Origin of the sequence: Sphaerisporangium sp. NPDC051011 (assembly GCF_040653595.1) — a bacterium.
GTDB lineage: Bacteria > Actinomycetota > Actinomycetes > Streptosporangiales > Streptosporangiaceae > Sphaerisporangium.
On the sequence record NZ_JBFAGG010000002.1, the window covers coordinates 646,583 to 667,125 of the forward strand.

The following is a 20,543-nucleotide window of genomic DNA, read 5'->3' on the forward strand; positions in this document are numbered from 1 at the left end:
GACACCATGGACCCCTCCACCACCCCCACCCCCCTCGAACAAGACCGCCCTGGGCGGGGGTGGTTGCGGGGGGTCGGGCTTGGGCCGGGGGATCCTGAGCTGGTGACCGTGAAGGCGGCGCGGCTCATCGGTGAGGCGGATGTGATCGCGTACCACAGCGCGCGGCACGGGCGCAGCATCGCCCGGACGGTCGCCGCGTCCTACCTGCGCGAGGGGCAGATCGAGGAGGCGCTCATCTACCCCGTCACGACCGAGACCACCGACCACCCGGGCGGGTACCAGGGCGCGATCGACGAGTTCTACGAGTCCTGCGCCCGCCGCCTGTCCGCGCACCTGGACGCCGGGCGCGACGTGGTCGTCCTGTGCGAGGGCGATCCGTTGTTCTACGGCTCGTACATGCACATCCACAAGCGGCTGGCGCACCGCTACCCGGCCGAGGTCGTGCCGGGGGTCACGTCGGTGAGCGCGGCGTCGGCCGTGCTGGGCCGCCCGCTGGTGGAGCGCGAGGAGACGCTCACCGTCCTGCCGGGCACGCTGGCGCCGGAGACGCTGGCGGCGCGGCTGGCGGTGGCCGACTCGGCGGCGGTGCTCAAGCTGGGCCGCACGTTCCCCGCCGTCCGCGACGCCCTGAAGAGCGCGGGCCGCCTGGACGAGGCGTGGTACGTCGAGCGGGCCACCACCGATCGCCAGCGGATCGCCCCCCTCGCCGACGTGGACCCGAGCGAGGTCCCGTACTTCTCGGTCGCCATCATCCCCAGCCGCGCGGGCACGCCCCGACGCGCCACCGCGCCCGGTACGCGTCACGACGCCGATGCGGGCCGGGGAGAGGACGTTGCCGCCGCCTCCGGGCCGGCGCCCGTCTCCGCGCACACTCCGAGCCAGAACATCGAGGCGGACCGAGGGCACGTCGTCCCCGGCGCTGTCCCCGGACCCGTTCCCGGAGAGGGGAAGGGCCTCGGCGAGGTCGTCGTGGTCGGCCTGGGGCCGGGGGGACGGTATTGGCTGACGCCCGAGGCGCAGGACGCGCTGGCGAGTGCGGACGAACTCGTCGGTTACGGTCCTTACCTGGACAGGCTGCCGCCGAATCCGCGGCAGCGGCGGCACGCGTCCGACAATCGGGTCGAGGCCGAGCGGGCGGCGCACGCGCTGGAACTGGCCCTCGCGGGCGCGCGGGTCGCCGTCGTCTCGTCGGGCGACCCGGGCGTGTTCGCGATGGCCAGTGCGCTGCTGGAGGTCGCGTCCGAGGAGCGGTTCGCGCACGTGCCGGTGCGCGTGCTGCCGGGCGTGACGGCGGCGCAGGCGGTCGCGGCGCGGGCCGGCGCGCCTCTCGGCCACGACTACTGCGTGATCTCCCTGTCCGACCGGCTTAAGTCGTGGGACATCATCGCCGCCCGTGTCACGGCCGCCGCGCGGGCCGACCTGGTCCTCGCGATCTACAACCCGGCGTCCCGCGCACGCCGATGGCAGGTCGAGGCGGCGCGCGACCTGCTCCTGGAGCACCGCGCGCCGGACACGCCCGTCGTCATCGGACGGGACGTCGGCGGCCCGTCCGAGTCCGTCCGCGTCACGACCCTGGACAAGCTGGACGCGGCGGAGATCGACATGCGCTGCCTGCTCCTGATCGGTTCCTCCACCACCCGCCACACCACGAGAAACGGCCACCCCACCGTCTACACGCCCCGCCGCTACCCCGCCTGAGCTCACGACGCTAAAAGCCTGCCGGGGTGTCGGTGAGGGCGTTCACCGGACGGGGAGGGTCACCGCGCCGAGTTGGAGCAGCATGCCGAGGAACGGATCGAGCCGTACAAGGTGAACGTCGGCCCGTGTTGACCGCGTCCACGGACAAGGCTTGGCCCGCAGGCTCGCGCCCTACTGTCTTGGCCGGCGTCCCAGAAAGGTGCGCATCGCCTGGCGCTGCCACTCCTCCTCGGCGAGCACGGCGGCCGACACGGGCCGGTCGAGGTAGGGGTCGACGGCGTCCAGCACCAGGCGGCGCAGTTCGGCCGGATCCAGGCTTCGACCTCCGGGGAGGCCGAAGAGGCCCCGGCTGGTGGTGTTCTACAACAACACCGGGGCCCGGCCGGTGGAGTCTGAGGACGCCGGGACCGCGGCGGCCGAGCTCACCGGCCGGGCCCTGCTCCCCGTCACCTGGTCACGGCCGGGCGCGCGTCGCCCGCCTCCTGATCCGGAAGGAGGACGCCGGTTCCTTGATCAGGAAGTGCTCGCGGGACGGCTCAGTCGCGCTTTTGGACGGAGCTGCTGAGGATGCTCGCGCCGCCGGGCACACGGACGCTCGAGGTGGAGCCGACGGCGACCCAGGGCCCCCAGGCCGATTCGGTGTAGCCACCCAGCTGCGGGTTGACGAACCGGTACACCACGTAGATCGCGTGGTAGCCGGTGCCGGTCGCGCAGTAACTGCTGAGGTAGCCGTCTGCGGAGAAGCTCGTCGAGCAGGTGTCGGGGATGGCCTGCGCGGGCGTGGCCGTGCCGGCGACGATCGCGGCGGAGACGAGCGCCGCGCCGACGAGGGAGGCGCACTTCTTGGTGTTCACGATCCGCTCCTTTTATGTGAGTGGTTGCCGGTGCATCCCGCGGGCCGGACCCGCGGGAGGTGGTGTGGCCGCGGGTCAGCGTTTGTTGACCCAGTAGTTCTGCAGGCTTCCCGTCGCCGGGATGCGGGCCGTCGACACCGAGCCCACCGGGACCCACGGCCCCTCGTTGGTGATGACGCCGACCTGCGGGTTCACATGGCGGGCGACCAGGTAGACCTGGTGTTCCCCGGTGCCGCTCGTGCAGAGGCTGGAGACGTATCCGTTCGACACCCAGGTGGTGCAGTCGGCGGGGAGCGCGTAGGCCGTGCCGCCCGGCAGGGCGACGGCGAGTAGCGCGGCGAAGGAGAGGGCGGCCGCCCACTTCCTGGATGTCACGTGTGCTTTCCTCCGGCGGAGAAGGGGGGCCGGAGGCGCCGACCGGCCGTTTTCTTAGGAAAGTTTCTTAACCGAAAGATACCTACGGGTCGCACGCCGTCAAGACCCGGCTTCTCCTTGGCGCGCATTTTCTTATCCTGCCGCCATGACGCGATGGGTGGGGAGCGCCGGGCATCGGGTGGAGGAGATCCGCCTGGACGGCCACCCCGCGCTGCACTGCACGGTGTCCTGGGGGTCGAATCCGTAGCGCGCGGCGAAGCCCGGCCAGCGGGGGTCTTCACGTTCGCCGGGCGCGGCCGGCAGCGCGTAGGACGTCCTCGCCGAACCACGCCTCGCCGATCAGGAGTATCCGGCCCGCGGCTTGACGTGTCCTTGACGCGCCCGCCCGGCGAACGCCCGTCCCCCTGACGCGCCCGCCCGCGACGACCTCCCGTCCCCGCCGATGGCCCCCGCACACCGCCATCGGCGGCAAGCCCATGTCAAGCCGCGCTCGCGATGCTCTCCCCGGCACCGCGACACCGCCCGGCCCGGCGGTGGCGCGAGGTCGAGGCCCGACAGAAACAAGTCAGGCCATCCACATCGAACAACCCCTACGTCTGACGCCTGGGGACGAGGCATGCTGCGAATACACTTCACCGCCGAGGACATCGCGCGAACCCGCCTGACCACCGTCGTCGACCCGCTGTGGGAAGTCCTGCTGAGCCACTTCCGGCTGGGCGACGCCGACAAACCGGTTTTCCTCCAGCCGTGGACAGCGCGGCTCCGTAGCCGCCCCGACCTGCTGGCCATGATGCGGCCCGCCGCGACGCTCCTCGCCGACCTCGCCCCCCTCGGCCCCTACTTCCCCGACTTCCTCACCCCCGCCGAGTCGGCGGCCGGGCTCGACGCCGGCCTCGACGCCGTGCGTGCCACGGGCCGGCGACGGCTGCGGCACGAGCTGGATCTGCTGCACCAGGCCAACCGGCGCCGCGGCCGGGTCACCCCGAGCCGGCTCGCCGGTCTCACCGACTCGCGGAGCGGCACGCCGACCTGCCTGGCGACCGCGCTGGGCGAGTACCATCACGCCGCGGTAGGTGCCCACGACGACCTGATCCGCGCGAGCGTCGAGGCCGACGTCGCGGTGCGGGTCAGCGCGCTGCTCGCCGGTGGCGTCGAGGCGCTGTTCCGCGGCTTCGAGCCGTTGATGCACTGGCGCCGGCCGGTGCTGGAGGTGCGCTACGCCGTCGAGCGGGACCTGTACCTACAGGGCCGGGGCCTGCGGCTCGTGCCGTCGTTCTTCTGCTGCGGGTCGCCCGTGTCGCTCGCCGACCAGGACCTGCCGCCGGTCCTGGTCTACCCGATCGCGCAGGAACACCGCTGGGAGACGATCACCTGCGTCGACCCGGGGGAATCGCTGGCCGACCTCATGGGTACGACCCGCGCCGCCGTGCTCGCCGCACTGGCGCACAGCGCCTCCACCACACAGCTCGCCACGAAACTGCACACCTCGCTCGCGTCGATGAGCCGCCATACCAAGACCCTCCGGCAGGCTGGGCTGATCACCAGCACCCGCCACGGACCCGCCGTCCTGCACGACCTCACCCCGCTGGGCCGGAAACTCCTCGACGGCGCCAAGGCCCCGGGCCCGAGCACCCCCTTGCGTTCCCGCGTGAAGGTCTTGTGAGGGGTATGGCACTGATCGACGGCAACGGCGTCCCGCTGCGGGCCCGCGCCGCCGGCCACGGTCCCGTACTGGACGCGTGGTGAGAGGGGGACCTGGCCTTTCTGCGGGGCACGGGCTGAGGTCGAGGCCGGGTTCACCTGCTGGGCAGGGATACCGCGCCGAGTTGGAGGAGGATGCCAAGGGCGTCCTCGCCGAACCACGCCTCGCTGATCTTCCCGGTCGTGACGGTGTAGATGCCGATGCCGAGCCACTGCGCGTGCCTGCCGGTGGCCGGTGCGCCCATGAACGTCCCAGTGTGGGTGCCGCTGTTGGTGAACCGCACGACCACCTTGTCGCCCACGGCGATGATCTCGTCCACGCGCAGGCGCATGCCCGTGAAGGCGCCGGCGGCACTGGCGGCCAGGTGCTCCTTGAAGGCGCTCAGCCCGGTGACCTCGCCCAAGCTGCCGCCGTGCCACCGCAGGTCCTCGCTCCACAACTCATCGATCGCGGCCAGATCGCCCCCGTTGACGACCTCGTCCAGGAACCGCCGGACGACCGTCACGGGGTCGCCGGACGCCTGGCCGAGGGGGTCGCGCTGCTCGGGCGTGGCGTCGTCCCGGTCGGTCGAGCGGCTGAGCTCCTCCCAGGCGGCGTCGCGCTCGGCGAGCGCCTTGGCGGCGGCGCGGGCCCCGGTCAGGGCGTCGGAGCCGAGCAGCAGCCGGGTCGGCGGCTCGTCCATCGCGGCGAGCAGGGTCACGACGTGGGCGACCTTGCGCGGGTCGCCGAGCGCGGCGTCGGCGGCACCGGTGAACAGGCTCGCCAGCATGCCGACCGTACCCGCGTACGGAGTCGAGGGGGTGGGGACCGTCATCGAGGAGCCCGCCCAGTCCGTGCGCATGCCGCCGGGCTCGATCGTCGTCACCTTGACGCCGAGCGGGCCGACCTCGGTGGCCAGTACCTCGGTGAACCCGTTGACGCCCCACTTCGCCGCCTGGTATGCGGCCAGCCCCGGGGTCGCGACGCGCCCGCCGACGGACGACACCGTGATGATGTGACCGCCGCCCTGCCGGCGCAGGATCGGAACGACGGCCTTGCTGACGTGGACGACGCCGAACAGGTTCGTCTCCACCTGCGCGCGGAACCCCTCCGGCGTGGAGTCCTCGACCGACACGAGGTCGGCGTACCCGGCGTTGTTCACCACCACGTCCAGCCGGCCGAACTCCCGCACGGCCGCTTCGAGGGCGGCGTCGACCGCGCCGGGGTCGGTGACGTCGAGGGGGAGGGCGAGCAGCTTGCCCGCATGGGTCGCGGTCAGGTCGGCGAGTTGCTCAGGGCGGCGGGCGGTGGCCACGACGCGGTCGCCCTGGTCAAGAGCGGCCAGGACGATCTCCCGTCCGAGGCCGCGGGAGCTGCCAGTAACGAACCAAACTTTGTCCGACATTTCAGTGTTCACCTTTCGAGAGCAGTTCAACAGAGGGCGGGGACGGCCGAGGGGCCAGGGGAAACCACGGCTGTCCAGGGGAGACCGAGGGAGACTGGAGAGACCAGGGAAGACGGTCAAGGGTGAGCGGGCTCAGGCGTAGGCCTTCTGGAGGTGCTCGCCGAGCAGGGTGATCGCCTCGCGCGCCACTTCCACCGGCTTGGTGTGGGTGAAGCCGTGGTCGACGCCGGCGAACTCGCGATGGGTGACCGCCACGCCCTTGGACGCGAGGTCGGCGGCCAGGTCGTTCATCTCGTGGCGCAGGGTGTCGTACTCGGCGGTCATGATCAGCGTCGGGGGGAGTTCGGCCAGCCGGGCGTAACGGGCCGGGGAGGCGAGGGGGTCGCTCGGGTCGACGCCCTTGAAGTACGTGCGGCGTACCAGGCCCATCATGGCGGGCGGCACCACCGGGTTCGGCTTCGCGGACATGCGCAGCGAGTCGTCCCGCACGAGGTCGGCGGCCCCGAACTCGGACGACACCGCCACCGGCCGGTAGCCGCCGTCGTCGATGGCCTGCTGTGCGACGTTCAGCGCGAACTTGCCTCCGGCGCTCGGGCCGCCCACCGAGACGCGCTCGCCGTCCCAGCCGTGGACGTGGCCGTTCTCGTGGATCCAGCGGAAGACGTCGTAGGTCTGCTGCTCGGAGATCGGGAAGCGGACCTTGGGGGCGGTGTCGTAGTCGGGGATCACGACGTGGCAGCCGATCTCGGAGGCGAGGTAGCGGGCGATGTTGTCCTCCTGGCGGGGCACGCGGATGATGAAGGCGCCGCCGTGGGTGATGAGGTGCACCGGGGGCCGCCTGCCCGAGGCGAGGGCCGCCGTGACGTCCTCGGGGGTGGGCGCGTAGAGCAGCGCCCGCACCTTCCCGTGCCGGGTCGGGATCGTGATGCGCGACGGCTTGGCGATCTTCTTGGTCGCGAACTGGACGTCCGGCGAGGAGTACTGCAGGCGGAACATGGCGGGGAACATCGCCTGCATCAGCCGGGCGGACAGCGCGTCGCGCCAGTGGATGGCGGGGTCGGTGCCGAGCATGGGGGGCCTCTTTCGTCTACGGGCGTCTGCCGGTCGAGCTAACTTCTAACCGGTTAGTTGGAAGCTAGGTCACCCCTCGCGGAGTTGTCAACTAAATGGTTAGGAGACTAGTCTGGGGGCATGCCGCCGAGAGATGCCGAAGCCACACGACGCCGCCTGCTGGACGCCGCTCTGCGGGAGTTCGCCGAGTTCGGCATCGCCGGGGCACGCGTCGACCGCATCGCCGAGGCGGCCGGCTCGAACAAGGCGCAGATCTACCACTACTTCGGCAGCAAAGATCAGCTCTTCGACGCCGCCTTCGAGACCATCGTGCGCGACACGGTGGCCGACACCCCGATCGACGTCCACGACCTGCCCGGGTACGCGGCCAGGCTGGCTCGCCGCTACGAGGAGCACCCGCAGGTCATGCGGCTGGCGACCTGGCAGCGCCTGGAACGCGCCGCCGACGCGCCCGTGCCGCTCGCCGTGAAGAGCGTCCGCGACAAGGTCGACGCCATCGCGCGCGCCCAGGACGAGGGCGTGCTGCCCCGGCACTATCCGCCCGGGGTCCTGCTCACCTTGGTGCTGCAGCTCGCGGCCGTGTGGACGGCGGTCAACCCCGAGTTCAGCGCCGCCATCGACATGGAGGGCGTCCGGCGCGAGGACGTCGTCGCCGACTCCGTCCGACGCCTGCTCGCCGGCTAGTGCATTCCGCTCCGGCGGATCGGCGCGTGCCCGGTGCTCCGCGGTGGTTCAGAGGGTTCCCGGTAGGGCGCGTAGCCAGGTCAGTGCGGCCTCCACGGTGTCCACGGTGTCCACAGTGTCCACGGTTTCCAGGGCGGCGGTCTCGGGGAGGGGTGGGCGGCGTACGACCACCACGGGCAGGGCGAGGTCGCGCGCGGCCGTGAGCTTCGCCCGCGTCATCGTCCCGCCGCTGTCCTTGGTGACCAGCACGTCGACGCGGTGCTCGCGCATGAGCGCCCGCTCGCCGTCGACCGTGTACGGACCCCGGTCGAGCACGAGGTGGTGGTGGGCGGGCATCGGCGGTTCGGGCGGGTCGACCGTACGGATCAGGAACCACAGGCCGTCCGCGCCGGCGAACGCGGCGAGCCCCTGGCGGCCGGTCGTGAGGAAGACCCTGCGCCCGAGCGCGGGCAGGACGGCGGCGGCCTCGTCCAGGGACGCCACCCAGCGCCAGTCGTCCCCGGCGTCCTGCCGCCACCCCGGACGCCGGAGCACCAGCAGCGGAACCCTCGCCTCCGCCGTCGCACGGACGGCCGAGGCGGTGATGCGCTCGGCGAAGGGGTGCGTGGCGTCGACCACCGCGCGGATCCCGTGCTCGCGCAGCCACGCCGCCATCCGGTCCGGGCCGCCGAACCCGCCGACCCGCACCTCGCCCTCGGGCAGACGGGGGTCGGTCACCCGTCCCGCCAGCGATGACACCACGCGGACGCCCGGGTCACGGACCAGCTCGGACGCGAGCCGCCGCGCCTCCCCGGTGCCGCCGAGTACCAGGACGCCGCCCCTCATCTGCCGCCTCTTTTCACGTGGTACATCCTTGGCCCATGACCACAGGGCTGCGGTACGGGTGGACGACCGGCGCGTGCGCCACGGCGGCCACCACGGCCGCCTACACCGCGCTGCTCACCGGCTCCTTCCCCGACCCGGTGGAGATCCTCCTGCCCCGGGGGCAGCGGCCGGTGTTCGCGCTCGCCGTCGAGGAACTGGTGGAGGGCCCGCCGGGCGAGGACCGGGCGCGGGCCGGGGTGGTCAAGGACGCGGGCGACGACCCGGACGTCACCCACGGCGCGCTGATCACCGCCGCCGTACGGCACGGAGCACCGGGGACGGGGGTGACGTTCCGCGCCGGACCGGGCGTCGGCACGGTCACCAAACCGGGGCTGCCGCTGGCCGTGGGAGAACCGGCCATCAACCCGGTCCCCCGTCAGATGATCCGCGACCACATCGCCCGGGTCGCCGCCGCGTACCGCGATGAGGGCGACGTGGTCGTGGAGATATCGGTCGAGAACGGTGAAGAGCTCGCGCGGCGCACCTGGAACCCCCGGCTGGGCATCCTGGGCGGCCTGTCCATCCTCGGCACGACCGGCATCGTGGTGCCGTACTCCTGCTCGGCGTGGATCGACAGCATCCGGCGCGGCATCGACGTCGCCCGCGCCGCCGGGCACGTCCACGTCGCCGCCTGCACCGGCAGCACGTCGGAGAAGGTCGCGACCGAGCTGTATGGCCTGCCGGAGGACGCGCTGCTCGACATGGGCGACTTCGCCGGGGCCGTCCTGAAGTACCTGCGGCGGCATCCCGTGCCCCGGCTTACGGTGGCCGGTGGCATCGGCAAGCTGTCCAAGCTCGCCGACGGGCATCTCGACCTGCACTCGGGCCGCTCCCAGGTCAGTACGGACGCCCTCGCCGCGATGGTGCGCGACGCGGGCGGGGACGAGGACCTCGCCGCACGCGTCCTGCGCGCGAACACCGCCCTCCAGGCGCTCACCATCTGCCAGGAGGCGGGCCTGCCGCTCGGAGACCTGGTCGCCACCGGAGCCCGCACCACCGCCCTTGGAGTGCTGCGCGGCGCCCCCGTCGAGGTCGACGTCGTCGTCATCGACCGCGCGGGCACCATCGTCGGCCGCGCGGGGTGAGCAGCGCTCAGCGGGCTCAGTGGGCATGGTGTGCGGCCCTGGCCGTCGCCACTGCGGCCGCGGTCTCCGCGATGCCCAGGTGGCGCATGCTTTCGCCGTCGGATTCGACGCGGTAGCCGTCCCCGGTCGCGACCACGAGCACGGCCGGCCCTCGGGGGCGCCCGCATTGACGCTCGCACCCCGCCCAGTGCACGGGCAACCTCCGTCCCGGGGTCTCGCCGTTGACGTCCGCCGTGGCCGCCTGAACCGTCGCGCGCCCGGTGCCGGACCGGCCGGTCGCGTGGGTGGCGTCGGCCTGGACGTCGGCCAGGGACTTGGCGCAGCCCGGACGTCCCGTGCAGGACGTGACCCCGGTCCACGGAGAGGCCGGGTCGGTGACCAGACCGGCCTCGCCCAGCCTCGCGAGCCACGATTCGGCGGTTTCCGGCCTCATACCCGGGACGATCACGCTCCGCCAGGGAGTGAGCCGTACCTCACCCGCGCCCGCCCGCGCCGCCTCGGCCAGCACGGACGCCTGCGCGGCCGTCAACCGTCCGAGCGGCGGCATGACGACGAGCGCCACCCGTCCATCGGTCTGGGCGAGGGGCCCCAGCCGGGGCGCGGGCCGATCGCCCAGACCGATGGACGGGGCGGGCCGGCTGCCGCCGAGTCCACCGGACGGCCGTCCGGACTGCTCCTGGAGGGGCGGTGACGCGGGCCCGTCCGCCGATCCGGGGCCGGCCACGCGGCCGGCTCCCGGCGCCCGTGCGGACACACGGGCGGTGATGTTCGCGGGGCCGTCGGCCAGCTCGGCGACGCGCCACGCGGCCGAGCCCTGGGCGGCGCGTTCGGCCAGGAACGCCTCGCCCGCGGCGATCATCAGGGGGACGACGTCGGAGGGCGCGGCGCGCAGTCCCGTGTCCCGCCCGGCCAGCAGCAACGCCCCCCGGACGTCCGCGGCGGGTGGCCGTGTGCTTTCGGTGGCCGGACGGGGGAGGTGCGCGGCGGAGGGAAGGGGGAGGTAGGCGACGTCTGCGGCGGGGAGCGCGACGTCGCCCCGTCCGTCGTCCACGGCGAACAGGAACCGGCCGGGCAGGTCCGCCAGGGCCGGGTGCGAGACGAGGGCCTCGTCCAGCTCGCGGACCAGCGGCGCCACCTCGATCAGCCCGCGACCGTCCAGCCCGGCCAAGGGGGACGCCAGGATGTTGCGCACGCGTTCGTGCGTGGCCGACGGCAGAAGCCCGATGGCGGCCATCCTTTCGGCGAACAGCTCCGCGCCCGGCCCGTCCAGCCCGCGCACCTGCACGTTCGCCCGTGAGGTCAGCTCGACGACCCCCGAACCGAGCGCCGCGCAGGCCGCGCCGAGTTCCGCGAGCCGCTCCCCGGTGAGCAGCCCCCCGGGCACCCGGACCCGGGCGACGGCTCCGTCCGCCGCCGGATGCGTCTGCAACGCCCCGGGGCAGGCGTCCGCCCGGGACCGCTCCCCGAACTCCGCATCTGCCACGTCGAGGATCGTAACCCGCCATCCGTCGTGAAACCGCCGCGGTCCTCCGGGCCGGCTCCTCGCACCCGGCGCGGACGGGGTGGGCGGGGTCGCATTCCGGCGGGGGGCGTGGTCTCATAGAGGCGACGGCAATACGGAGGAAGCCGGTGTGATTCCGGCGCGGTCCCGCCACTGTCACCGGGGAGTCAACCCCACCACAGGCCACGGCCCGGCAACGGGCGGGAAGGCCGGGGTGAGCGTCGATCCGGGAGCCAGGAGACTCCAGGCCGTGTGGACCTACTACCCGGGGCGCGGATCCCGAGTGAGGACGTGCCGTGCGCGATCTGCCAGTTCTCCCTGTTCTGCTGCTGTCGACCTCCGACACCGACCTGCTCAGCGCACGCGCGAGCGGCCTGCCGTACCGTCTGGGCAACCCCGCGAGGCTCGCCGCCGCCGACGTTCCCGCCCTGCTGGAGGACGCCGGGCTGGTCGTCGTCCGTCTGCTCGGCGGGCGGCGGGTCTGGGAGGAAGGGCTGGACGCCGTACTGGCGGGCCCGCTGCCGGTGGTCGTGCTGGGTGGTGAGCAGGCTCCGGACGCCGAGTTGATGGAGCTGTCCACCGTCCCGGGCGGGGTGTGCGCCGAGGCGCACGCGTACCTCGCCCACGGGGGGTCGGCGAACCTGGCCGAGCTGCACCGCTTCCTGTCCGACACGGTCCTGCTGACCGGCCACGGCTTCGCGCCGCCCGCGCCGACCCCGAACTGGGGCATCCTGGACCGTCCGGACGCCCGGCCCGTGGAGGCCGGGGTGGCCGTGCGGCCCGTCGTCGGGGTGTTGTACTACCGCGCGCACCACGTGGCGGGGAACACCCGGTTCGTCCAGGTGCTGTGCGACGCCATCGAGGACGCGGGCGGCCGGGCGTTGCCGGTGTACTGCGCGTCGCTGCGCACGGCCGAACCCGCGCTTATGGATGTGCTCGGCCAGGTGGACGCGCTGGTCGTCACCGTGCTGGCCGCGGGCGGCACCCGTCCCGCCACGGCGTCGGCGGGCGGCGACGACGAGGCGTGGGACGTGGGGGCGCTGGCACGGCTGGACGTGCCGATCCTGCAGGGCCTGTGCCTCACGGGGGACCGCGAGACGTGGGAGAGCAGCGACGACGGGCTGTCTCCGCTGGACGCGGCCTCGCAGGTGGCGATCCCGGAGTTCGACGGGCGCATCATCACGGTCCCGTTCTCGTTCAAGGAGGTCGACGCCGACGGGCTCCCGGTGTACGTGGCGGACCCCGAGCGCGCGGCGCGGGTCGCGGGCATCGCGGTCCGGCACGCGGCGCTGCGGCACGTGCCGCCCGCCGACCGGCGGATCGCCGTGATGCTGTCGGCGTACCCCACCAAGCACGCCCGCATCGGCAACGCCGTGGGCCTCGACACGCCCGCGAGCGTGGTGCGCCTGCTGGCGGCGATGCGCGACCGGGGGTACGACATAGGTACAGGCGGGGAGATCCCGGGCGTCGACCGGCAGGACGGCGACGCGCTGATCCACGCGCTCATCGCCGCCGGCGGCCAGGACCAGGACTGGCTGACCGAGGCGCAGTTGGAGGGCAACCCGGTCCGCATCTCGGCCGCCCGCTACCGCGAGTGGTACGCCACCCTGCCCGGGGACCTGCGGGAAGGCATGGAGCGCCACTGGGGCCCGCCGCCGGGCGAGTTGTTCGTCGACCGCTCCCGCGACCCGGACGGCGAGATCGTGCTGGCCGCGCTGCGCGCCGGGAACCTCGTGGTCATGGTGCAGCCGCCGCGCGGGTTCGGCGAGAACCCGATCGCGATCTACCACGACCCCGACCTGCCGCCGAGCCACCACTACCTGGCCGCGTACCGCTGGCTGGCGGACGGCTTCGGCGCGCACGCGGTCGTCCACGTCGGCAAGCACGGCAACCTGGAGTGGCTGCCGGGCAAGTCGGCGGGGATGTCGGCGTCCTGCGGCACGGACGCGGCGCTCGGCGACCTGCCGCTCGTCTACCCGTTCCTGGTCAACGACCCGGGCGAGGGCACGCAGGCCAAGCGGCGCGCGCACGCCACCCTGGTCGACCACCTCGTGCCGCCGATGGCCCGCGCGGACAGCTACGGCGACATGGCGCGGCTGGAGCAGCTCCTGGACGAGCACGCCTCGATCGCGGCGATGGATCCGGCGAAGCTGCCCGCGATCCGCGCCCAGATCTGGACGCTGATCCAGGCCGCGCGGCTGGACCACGACCTCGGGGTGGCCGACCGTCCGCACGACGCGGAGTTCGACGACTTCCTGCTGCACGTCGACGGCTGGCTGTGCGAGGTGAAGGACGTGCAGATCCGCGACGGGCTGCACGTCCTCGGCGAGGCGCCGCAGGGCCGCGTCCGGGTGGATCTCGTGCTGGCCATGCTGCGCGCCCGGCAGATGTGGGCGGGCAACGCCGCGCTTCCCGGCCTGAGGGAGGCGCTCGGCCTGTCCGAGGACGGCACCGCCGGCCGCGCGGGCGTGGACGAGGCCGAGGCGCTGGCGGAGGCCCTGGTCGAGGGCATGGAGGAGCGCGCCTGGGATCCGGGCGCGGTGGCCGAGGTGTGCGCGGCCGTCCTGGACGGCTCGGCCGGGGACGCGGGCCAGGTGGTGCGGGTTCTGGAGTTCGCGGCGACGGAGGTCGTGCCCCGGCTGGCGCGGACGTCCGACGAGATCGACGCCGTGCTGCACGCCCTGGACGGGGGGTACGTGCCGGCGGGGCCCAGCGGGTCGCCGCTGCGTGGTCTGATCAACGTGCTGCCGACCGGGCGGAACTTCTACTCGGTGGACCCGAAGGCGGTGCCGAGCCGTCTCGCCTGGGAGACCGGGCAGGCCATGGCCGACTCGCTGCTCGCCCGCTACCGCGCCGACACCGGTGAGTGGCCCCGTTCGGTCGGTCTGTCGATCTGGGGCACCAGCGCCATGCGCACGGCGGGCGACGACGTGGCCGAGGTGCTGGCGCTGCTCGGCGTCCGCCCGGTGTGGGACGAGGCGTCGCGGCGGGTGACCGGACTGGAACCGATGAGCCCGGCCGAGCTGGGCCGCCCCCGGGTGGACGTCACGGTCCGCATCAGCGGGTTCTTCCGCGACGCGTTCCCGCATGTCGTGGTGATGCTGGACGACGCCGTCCGCCTGGTCGCGTCTCTGGACGAGCCGGAGGACGAGAACTATGTCCGCGCGCACGTCCTCGCCGACACGCGGGATCACGGGGACGAGCGGCGGGCCACCACCCGCGTCTTCGGCTCGCGCCCGGGCGCGTACGGCGCGGGGCTGCTGCCGCTGATCGACAGCCGCAACTGGCGCGACGACGCCGACCTGGCCGAGGTGTACGCCGTGTGGGGCGGGTTCGCGTACGGCAGGGACATGGACGGAGTGCCGGCGCGCGGGGACATGGAGGCGGCCTACCGGCGCATCGCGGTGGCGGCCAAGAACGTCGACACGCGCGAGCACGACATCGCCGACTCCGACGACTACTTCCAGTACCACGGCGGCATGATCGCCACCGTCCGCGCGCTGACCGGCCGCGCGCCGGCCGCGTACGTCGGCGACAGCACCCGCCCGGACGCCGTGCGCACCCGCACCCTCTCGGAGGAGACCTCCCGGGTGTTCCGCGCCCGTGTGGTCAACCCGCGCTGGGTCGCGGCGATGCGGCGGCACGGGTACAAGGGGGCGTTCGAGCTCGCGGCCACGGTCGACTACCTGTTCGGGTACGACGCGACGACGGGCGTGGTCGCCGACTGGATGTACGACAAGCTCGCGGCGACGTACGTGCTGGACCCGGAGAACCGGCGTTTCCTCGCCGAGTCCAACCCGTGGGCCCTGCACGGCATCGCCGAACGGCTGCTGGAGGCGGCGTCGCGGGGCATGTGGGAGCACCCCGATCCGGACGTCCTGCGCGACCTCCAGGAGGTCTACCTCAAGGTGGAGGGCGACATCGAGGCCGGCCCCGACCCCGCCTGAGACGACCCGCCGAGCGGCCTGCGGCCCTGGCCTACGGCGGCGACCATCCCTGGAACGCGCGCCTGCGTGGGTGAGGTGGCGGGCGCCTCCCGGTTCACACGCCGATGTCGACGGTCCGGATGCCCGAGTAGGTGGTGTAGGACGTGATCGTCCGTGGCGTGCGCAGGCCGGGGTTGCCGAGGAACAGGTGCCGCAGGCGCGAGAACGGCCCGCCACGGCTCTCGGCCTCGGCCACGTCGTCGAGCAGCCGGGCGTCGGTCTCGTCGAGGTGGACCCGCTCGGACAGGTTCCAGCCGTCCCAGGGCAGGACCTCGACCTTGTTCAGCGCCGCCAGGTCGCGCACGACGTTGCCCTGGACGAAGTCGAGACCGCTCACGTCGATGAGCGACACGCCGAACGTCGCGGGGTCGGCTCCCTCCTGGCGGCAGGCCCGCCAGGCGTCGCCCGCGACCAGGAAGCGGTCGCGCGGCACGTCCATCGGGTCGAAGGAGATCTTGAACTCCTCCATGATCCGCGGCGTGGGGAGCTGGGCGTCGATCAGCGTCCAGCCCTTGTCGCGATCCCAGTATTCGGTGACCCAGTGGTCCTCGTTGCGCCCGGGGATGAAATACGTCGCGAATCCGCAGCGGATGCGCGCGGGCGTGCCGGTGCTGCGCAGCAGGGAGCACAGGACGAGCGCGAAGTCGCGGCACGTTCCGGCGAACCGTTTTCCGGGTGCGCGGGCGACCGTGAGCGGCCGGTCGTCCATTTCGGTGACGATCCGCAGGATCGCGGAGACGTAGCGCGTCTCGGCCTCGTTCTTGCGGTGTTCCGGCAGCGTGAAGCCGAAAAGCGGGCATTCTTCCCGGTTCACGAGAAGGTCGCGGACCAGCCGCGCCAGTTCGGCGGGCGCGGTGGGGATTCCGTCCAGCCTGGTCAGGTCGCCGGGGTCGCTGAAAACGCTGTGCGTGAGATAAAAGGCGGGTTCATCCGCTTCTAACGGGTGGCGTGCGTCGGTCATGGTCCGCCTTTCCTCGCCGGGGTACGCCGCACTGGACCCGCATAAGCTTGACGGAAATTAATAGTAAATGTCCACTATTTCATCGCGGAAGGAGAAATCTGCCAACATGGCGGGTCGGTTCCACCCGCCATTTCGCTGATGGTCACGCAGTACGTCAGGTGCCGTCCGCCGGCGTGGTGAAGCCGCCGTGGTGCGTGGGCCCGTGGGGGTCGGCGCAGTGGGCGCGGTCGCGGCCGATGGTGAGCAGCTCGGGCGTCGCGTGGTCCACCTGGAGCGCCGTGTGGCCGATGCCGTACTGGTCGTGGACCAGCCGCTCGGCGGCCACCCGCACGCCGTGGCAGTCGGCCCCCGGCTCGACCAGGATGTGCGCCGACAGCGCGGCGTAGCCGGAGGTGACCTCCCAGATGTGCAGGTCGTGGACCTCCACGACGTGCTCCAGCGCCGCCGCCTTCCTGCCGATCTCGGCCGGGTTCATCCCCGCCGGAGCGGCCTCCATGAAGACCCGTCCCGACTCGCGCACCAGCCCCCAGCCCGCCTTCAGCATCAGCGCGGCGACCACCAGGGCGGCGACGGCGTCGGCCCGAGCCCAGCCGGTCGTCCAGATCACCAGGCCCGCGACGGTGGTGGCGATGAACGCGTACAGGTCGTTGAGGATGTGCTGGAAGGCGCCCTCGACGTTGAGGCTGGAGCGGTTCGCCCGGCTCAGCAGCAGCGTCGCGGCCACGTTCACGGCGATGCCGGCCAGGCCCGTGAAGACGACGTACGCGCCCTCGACGCGCGGCGGCGCGATGAGCCTGACGATACCCTCGTACACGAAATAGGCGCTCAGCAGCAGCAGCGTGATGCCGTTGATCTGCGCGGACACGATCTCGGCGCGTTTGAGCCCGTAGGTGAAGCCGCCCTGCGGGGGACGCTGGGCGATGCGCATCGCGACCAGCGCGAACACGATGGAGATCGCGTCGGTCAGCATGTGGCCGGCGTCGGTGATCAGCGCCAGCGAGCCCGAGACGAAGCCGATGACCACCTCGACGACCATGAAGGCGACGATGAGCGCGAGCGCGCCGCTCAGGTAACGCCGGTCGGTGTCGGCGCCGAACCCGTGACCGTGCCCATGCCCGTGCCCGCCGTGCCCGTGTCCGTGCCCCTGGGCCGCCGCGGGTTCCGTGGTGCGCCGCCGGGCGGCCCTGTCAGCCATCGCCGGGCTCCCCCTCCGTGTGCCGCGCATGGGTGATCGCCAGGTCGAACAGCATGCGCACGTGGGAGTCGGCGAGCTGGTAGTACGCCATGCGCCCCGACCTGCGCACCTTGACCACGCGGCGCATGCGCAGCAGCCGCAGCGCGTGCGAGGCGCCGGACATGCTCTGGCCGGTGGCCGCGGCGAGGTCGCACACGCACATCTCGCCGCCCTCCAGAAGGGCGGCCATCATGCGCAGCCGGCCGGGGTCGGCGAGCAGACCGAACACCTGGGCCAGGTCCTGCACCGTCTCCTCGGAGGGGAGGGCCTGGCGGACGGACGAGACGCGTTCGGCGTCGACGACGGGCGTCGTGCAGGCGTCGGGGTCCATCACTACGACGGTTGAACGATCTTTCATATATTGAAGTGTAAGAACCGGCGCGTCGCTTGTCGAGACCGGAAAGCCGCGCCGCTGGATGAAACCGGACGGAACGGCCGTGCCGCACCGCCTCCCACGGCACGGCACGGCCTGTCCTGGCGGGGCGCCCTGCCGACCCCCTACAAGGGCGTGAACACCCCCGTGTCACGGCGGTAGTTGGACACGACGCCGGTGTCCACCTCGTAGAACCAGCCGTGCAGGCGCAGACGGCCGCTCGCTACGCGCCGCGCCACCCGCGGGTAGCGGTGGAGCTTGTCGAGCTGCGCGATGAGGTGGGCCCGGCCGGGCTCCTCGCTCTCGTCGACGCGCGCCTCGCGCCAGCGGTGCGTCTGCAGCAGCCACCAGCGGGTGGTGGGCGCCGAGCGCAGCGTCCACGAGCGGACCCTGCCCTGGACGGCGCCGCAGCGGGTGTGACCGCAGACGATCAGGTCCTGCACGCCGAGGATGTTGACGGCGTACTCGATGGTGGCGGCCTCGGCCGTGAGGCGGCCGAGCCGGTAGGGCGGGATGATGTTCCCCGCCGTGCGCAGCTCGAACAGCTCGCCGGGCCGCGCCCCGGTGATCAGGGACGGGATTACCTGCGCGTCGGAGCAGGTGATGAACATCGCCTGCGGCGAGATGCCTTCTTCGAGGGTCGCCGCCTGTTCTCGCCCTCCGCTGACCTTCTGGTGGAACGTGCGGGCATGGTCGATCAACGACTGCATGGAAGGACTCCTTCGTGCTGATGATCGGGCCCCCGTTGATCGAGACGGGGGATGGATGACCGATCGGACCGCCTTCGGGCGTGTCCGATCCCCGCGTCACGGCGCGGGAGATCCCTCTGAATCAGCAGCGGAAGACGGGCAGCCGCGGCCCTGTCGGCCGCGCCCACCGCAGGGCGGAGGCGCCCGCTCCGGACATCCCCGCCAGACGCGCCGTCTCCTCGACGGGCCTCGATCTCTGCGGTGGGGGTCCGCCGTTGCGTGACGGCGGCGGGGGAGGTTTGAAGCAACCGGCCGAGCAGGGCTGTTCCCAGGGCTTCGGGCACCCGTCGTGGTTGTCCTCGGGAATGGGCGCGGGGGCCGGTACGGGGGCCGCCTCAGGTTGCCCCGCGGCGAACGCGGACGCGACGGCCTGGGGCGTCGGGAAGGGGGGGTGGCCGATGGGGACGATGCCGAGGACGAGCAGCAGGGCGGTGGCCACGGCCGGGAAGGCGCGGAGGACCGCCGTCATCGCCGTTCGTGTCTCCGTCAACGCATCGCTCCACTACTTATAGCATGCAGTTGATTACGAATAGTAGTCGAAGGGTCGTGTCACGTACATTGGCTGTTTGGCAAAGGTGCTGGTCGCGCTATGGTTTTGGGAGATCGGCGGTAGAGAAATCCCGCATGTCCGATCTTTCCGTCAATGTGGCTTTCCGATCTCGACGCGGCACCACGGGGTCATCCTGTGTTGTGCTCGCCGTCACCAGGCGTCTCTAGCGTGTCGGCCATGAGAAAAACCATGATCGGGCTGGGCGCCGTCGCGATGGCGCTGAGCATGTCCGCTCCTGCCTTCGCCGACCACGGGAACGACGGCCGCGGTCACGGCGGCGACACGTTCGGCCGCGCGACGCTGACCGGCTTCGCCTCCCTCCCCGCCGAGACCTACGTGCCCGGAAGCGAGCCCTCGGGCTTCAAGATCGGCACCGCCCCGATCAACGGCATCACCCCGCCCCTTCCTGGCCAGCCCGTCCAGGGCTTCAGCGGCGTGCTGCGCCGCAAGGACGGCACCTACGACGTGCTGTCCGACAACGGCTACGGCAACAAGGCCAACAGCGGTGACTTCCTGCTGCGCATCCACCAACTCGCGCCGGACTTCCGCACCGGCAAGGTCCGCGTGGTCGGTGGCATCAACCTGACCGACCCCAACGGCCGCGTCCCCTTCGCGCTCACCCGCGCGGACCGCAAGCTCACCGGCTCCGACTTCGACGTCGAGTCGATCGTCGGCGCCGACGACGGCACGTACTGGATCGGCGAGGAGTTCGGTCCGTTCCTGCTGCACTTCTCGTCCAAGGGCGTGCTGCTGGAGGCCCCGATCTCGCTGCCCGGCGTCAAGGCCCCGGAGAACCCGTACCTGAACGGCGGCCAGCCGAACCTGGGCAGCAGCAAGGGCTTCGAGGGCATGGCGCGCTCCGCCGACGGCCGCACCCTGTACCCGATGCTGGAGGGCACCGTCGCCGGCGACCCCGCGGGCACGCTGCGCATCTACGAGTTCGACGTCCGCAAGCGCGCCTACACCGGCAAGCGCTGGGCATACCAGCTCGAGGACCCGGCCAACGCCATCGGCGACTTCATCACGGTCGACCGCAACCGCTTCCTCGTCATCGAGCGGGACAACGGGCAGGGCGACGCCGCCAAGTTCAAGAAGGTCTTCATGGTCGACTTCCGCGACCGCGACAAGGACGGCAAGGTCGACAAGACGCAGGTCGCCGACCTGCTCGACCTGGCCAACCCGCGCGGCCTCGGCGGCTTCGGCCCGACCTTCCGCTTCCCGTTCCAGACGATCGAGGACATCGTGATCCTCGACGACCGCACCCTCGCCCTGCTGAACGACAACAACTTCCCGTTCTCCGCCGGCCGCACTCCGGGCAAGCCGGACAACAACGAGTTCATCACCATCCGGCTGACCCGCGACCTCGACGCCGACCTCTCCGGTCGCGAAGACCACTGAGGCCACTCAGGCCACTGAGGTACTGAGGTCACGGAGGCCACCTGAGGTCCCTGAGGCCGGTCACTGAGGCCGGT

17 protein-coding genes and 1 riboswitch are annotated in these 20,543 nt (G+C 72.3%); of the genes, 6 read left to right on the forward strand and 11 right to left on the reverse strand.

What is annotated here, in order from left to right; genetic code table 11:
- The first annotated feature begins 6 nt into the window (after nt 1-6).
- A complete protein-coding gene (locus tag AB0H21_RS07090; RefSeq protein ID WP_358513044.1) occupies nt 7-1,698 on the forward strand; it encodes a precorrin-2 C(20)-methyltransferase in 1,692 nt (563 codons plus the stop codon).
- A 536-nt stretch (nt 1,699-2,234) separates the two neighbouring features.
- On the opposite strand, the gene AB0H21_RS07095 is transcribed toward AB0H21_RS07090, so the two are convergent.
- Complete coding sequence (locus tag AB0H21_RS07095; protein WP_358512927.1) at nt 2,235-2,552, reverse strand: hypothetical protein; 318 nt, start codon at nt 2,550-2,552, stop codon at nt 2,235-2,237.
- A 75-nt stretch (nt 2,553-2,627) separates the two neighbouring features.
- On the reverse strand, nt 2,628-2,927 hold the full coding sequence (locus tag AB0H21_RS07100; RefSeq protein WP_358512929.1) for a hypothetical protein: 300 nt from the start codon (nt 2,925-2,927) through the stop codon (nt 2,628-2,630).
- A 616-nt stretch (nt 2,928-3,543) separates the two neighbouring features.
- On the opposite strand from AB0H21_RS07100, the gene AB0H21_RS07105 reads away from it, so the two are divergent.
- The gene (locus tag AB0H21_RS07105; RefSeq protein WP_358512931.1) at nt 3,544-4,590 is read left to right on the forward strand and encodes a winged helix-turn-helix domain-containing protein; all 1,047 of its coding nucleotides are present in this window, start codon (nt 3,544-3,546) and stop codon (nt 4,588-4,590) included.
- 133 nt (nt 4,591-4,723) lie between these two features.
- Here the strand turns inward: AB0H21_RS07105 and AB0H21_RS07110 are convergent, their stop codons facing one another.
- Nucleotides 4,724-6,013: an SDR family NAD(P)-dependent oxidoreductase gene (locus AB0H21_RS07110; protein WP_358512933.1), complete on the reverse strand. Its 1,290-nt coding sequence runs from the start codon at nt 6,011-6,013 to the stop codon at nt 4,724-4,726.
- A gap of 132 nt (nt 6,014-6,145) precedes the next feature.
- The gene (locus tag AB0H21_RS07115; protein WP_358512935.1) at nt 6,146-7,084 is read right to left on the reverse strand and encodes an alpha/beta hydrolase; all 939 of its coding nucleotides are present in this window, start codon (nt 7,082-7,084) and stop codon (nt 6,146-6,148) included.
- Between the two features lie 120 nt (nt 7,085-7,204).
- Between AB0H21_RS07115 and AB0H21_RS07120 the strand changes: the two genes are divergently transcribed.
- Nucleotides 7,205-7,768 carry a TetR family transcriptional regulator gene (locus AB0H21_RS07120; protein ID WP_358512937.1) on the forward strand — a complete coding sequence of 188 codons (564 nt, stop codon included), beginning with the start codon at nt 7,205-7,207 and terminating at the stop codon, nt 7,766-7,768.
- 48 nt (nt 7,769-7,816) lie between these two features.
- Here AB0H21_RS07120 and AB0H21_RS07125 read toward each other — a convergent pair whose 3' ends face one another.
- Nucleotides 7,817-8,593 (reverse strand): cobalt-precorrin-6A reductase, encoded by a 777-nt coding sequence (locus tag AB0H21_RS07125; protein ID WP_358512939.1) that lies wholly within the window; start codon nt 8,591-8,593, stop codon nt 7,817-7,819.
- Nucleotides 8,594-8,628: 35 nt separating this feature from the next.
- On the opposite strand from AB0H21_RS07125, the gene AB0H21_RS07130 reads away from it, so the two are divergent.
- Nucleotides 8,629-9,717: a cobalt-precorrin-5B (C(1))-methyltransferase gene (locus AB0H21_RS07130; RefSeq protein WP_358512940.1), complete on the forward strand. Its 1,089-nt coding sequence runs from the start codon at nt 8,629-8,631 to the stop codon at nt 9,715-9,717.
- A gap of 16 nt (nt 9,718-9,733) precedes the next feature.
- On the opposite strand, the gene cobG is transcribed toward AB0H21_RS07130, so the two are convergent.
- Complete coding sequence (cobG, locus tag AB0H21_RS07135; RefSeq protein ID WP_358512942.1) at nt 9,734-11,200, reverse strand: precorrin-3B synthase; 1,467 nt, start codon at nt 11,198-11,200, stop codon at nt 9,734-9,736.
- 136 nt (nt 11,201-11,336) lie between these two features.
- Nucleotides 11,337-11,462: riboswitch (cobalamin riboswitch) on the forward strand.
- Nucleotides 11,463-11,523: 61 nt separating this feature from the next.
- On the opposite strand from cobG, the gene cobN reads away from it, so the two are divergent.
- A complete protein-coding gene (gene cobN / locus AB0H21_RS07140) occupies nt 11,524-15,165 on the forward strand; it encodes a cobaltochelatase subunit CobN (protein WP_358513046.1) in 3,642 nt (1,213 codons plus the stop codon).
- A 94-nt stretch (nt 15,166-15,259) separates the two neighbouring features.
- On the opposite strand, the gene AB0H21_RS07145 is transcribed toward cobN, so the two are convergent.
- From AB0H21_RS07145 to AB0H21_RS07165, 5 genes are all read right to left on the reverse strand, one after another.
- A complete protein-coding gene (locus tag AB0H21_RS07145) occupies nt 15,260-16,165 on the reverse strand; it encodes a transglutaminase-like domain-containing protein (protein ID WP_358512944.1) in 906 nt (301 codons plus the stop codon).
- A gap of 154 nt (nt 16,166-16,319) precedes the next feature.
- A complete protein-coding gene (locus AB0H21_RS07150) occupies nt 16,320-17,360 on the reverse strand; it encodes a cation diffusion facilitator family transporter (RefSeq protein ID WP_358512946.1) in 1,041 nt (346 codons plus the stop codon).
- Nucleotides 17,353-17,757, reverse strand: coding sequence for a metalloregulator ArsR/SmtB family transcription factor (locus AB0H21_RS07155; protein ID WP_358512948.1), 405 nt, complete (start codon nt 17,755-17,757; stop codon nt 17,353-17,355). The genes AB0H21_RS07150 and AB0H21_RS07155 overlap by 8 nt, the downstream gene beginning before the upstream one ends.
- Nucleotides 17,758-17,897: 140 nt before the next feature.
- Nucleotides 17,898-18,482, reverse strand: coding sequence for a carbonic anhydrase (locus AB0H21_RS07160; RefSeq protein ID WP_358512950.1), 585 nt, complete (start codon nt 18,480-18,482; stop codon nt 17,898-17,900).
- A gap of 121 nt (nt 18,483-18,603) precedes the next feature.
- Nucleotides 18,604-19,011, reverse strand: a complete 408-nt coding sequence (locus AB0H21_RS07165; protein WP_358512952.1) for a hypothetical protein — start codon at nt 19,009-19,011, stop codon at nt 18,604-18,606.
- Nucleotides 19,012-19,248: 237 nt separating this feature from the next.
- Between AB0H21_RS07165 and AB0H21_RS07170 the strand changes: the two genes are divergently transcribed.
- Nucleotides 19,249-20,469: an esterase-like activity of phytase family protein gene (locus AB0H21_RS07170; RefSeq protein ID WP_358512954.1), complete on the forward strand. Its 1,221-nt coding sequence runs from the start codon at nt 19,249-19,251 to the stop codon at nt 20,467-20,469.
- Nucleotides 20,470-20,543 lie beyond the last annotated feature (74 nt).

Coding starts and splice junctions, on each gene's coding strand:
- AB0H21_RS07155 (WP_358512948.1), bottom strand. CDS start 17,757: ATGAAAGATCGTTCAACCGTCGTAGTGATGGACCCCGACGCCTGCACG.
- AB0H21_RS07160 (WP_358512950.1), bottom strand. CDS start 18,482: ATGCAGTCGTTGATCGACCATGCCCGCACGTTCCACCAGAAGGTCAGC.
- AB0H21_RS07150 (WP_358512946.1), bottom strand. CDS start 17,360: ATGGCTGACAGGGCCGCCCGGCGGCGCACCACGGAACCCGCGGCGGCC.
- AB0H21_RS07115 (WP_358512935.1), bottom strand. CDS start 7,084: ATGCTCGGCACCGACCCCGCCATCCACTGGCGCGACGCGCTGTCCGCC.
- AB0H21_RS07105 (WP_358512931.1), top strand. CDS start 3,544: ATGCTGCGAATACACTTCACCGCCGAGGACATCGCGCGAACCCGCCTG.
- AB0H21_RS07170 (WP_358512954.1), top strand. CDS start 19,249: ATGAGAAAAACCATGATCGGGCTGGGCGCCGTCGCGATGGCGCTGAGC.
- AB0H21_RS07130 (WP_358512940.1), top strand. CDS start 8,629: ATGACCACAGGGCTGCGGTACGGGTGGACGACCGGCGCGTGCGCCACG.
- AB0H21_RS07145 (WP_358512944.1), bottom strand. CDS start 16,165: ATGACCGACGCACGCCACCCGTTAGAAGCGGATGAACCCGCCTTTTAT.
- AB0H21_RS07090 (WP_358513044.1), top strand. CDS start 7: ATGGACCCCTCCACCACCCCCACCCCCCTCGAACAAGACCGCCCTGGG.
- AB0H21_RS07125 (WP_358512939.1), bottom strand. CDS start 8,593: ATGAGGGGCGGCGTCCTGGTACTCGGCGGCACCGGGGAGGCGCGGCGG.
- AB0H21_RS07120 (WP_358512937.1), top strand. CDS start 7,205: ATGCCGCCGAGAGATGCCGAAGCCACACGACGCCGCCTGCTGGACGCC.
- AB0H21_RS07110 (WP_358512933.1), bottom strand. CDS start 6,013: ATGTCGGACAAAGTTTGGTTCGTTACTGGCAGCTCCCGCGGCCTCGGA.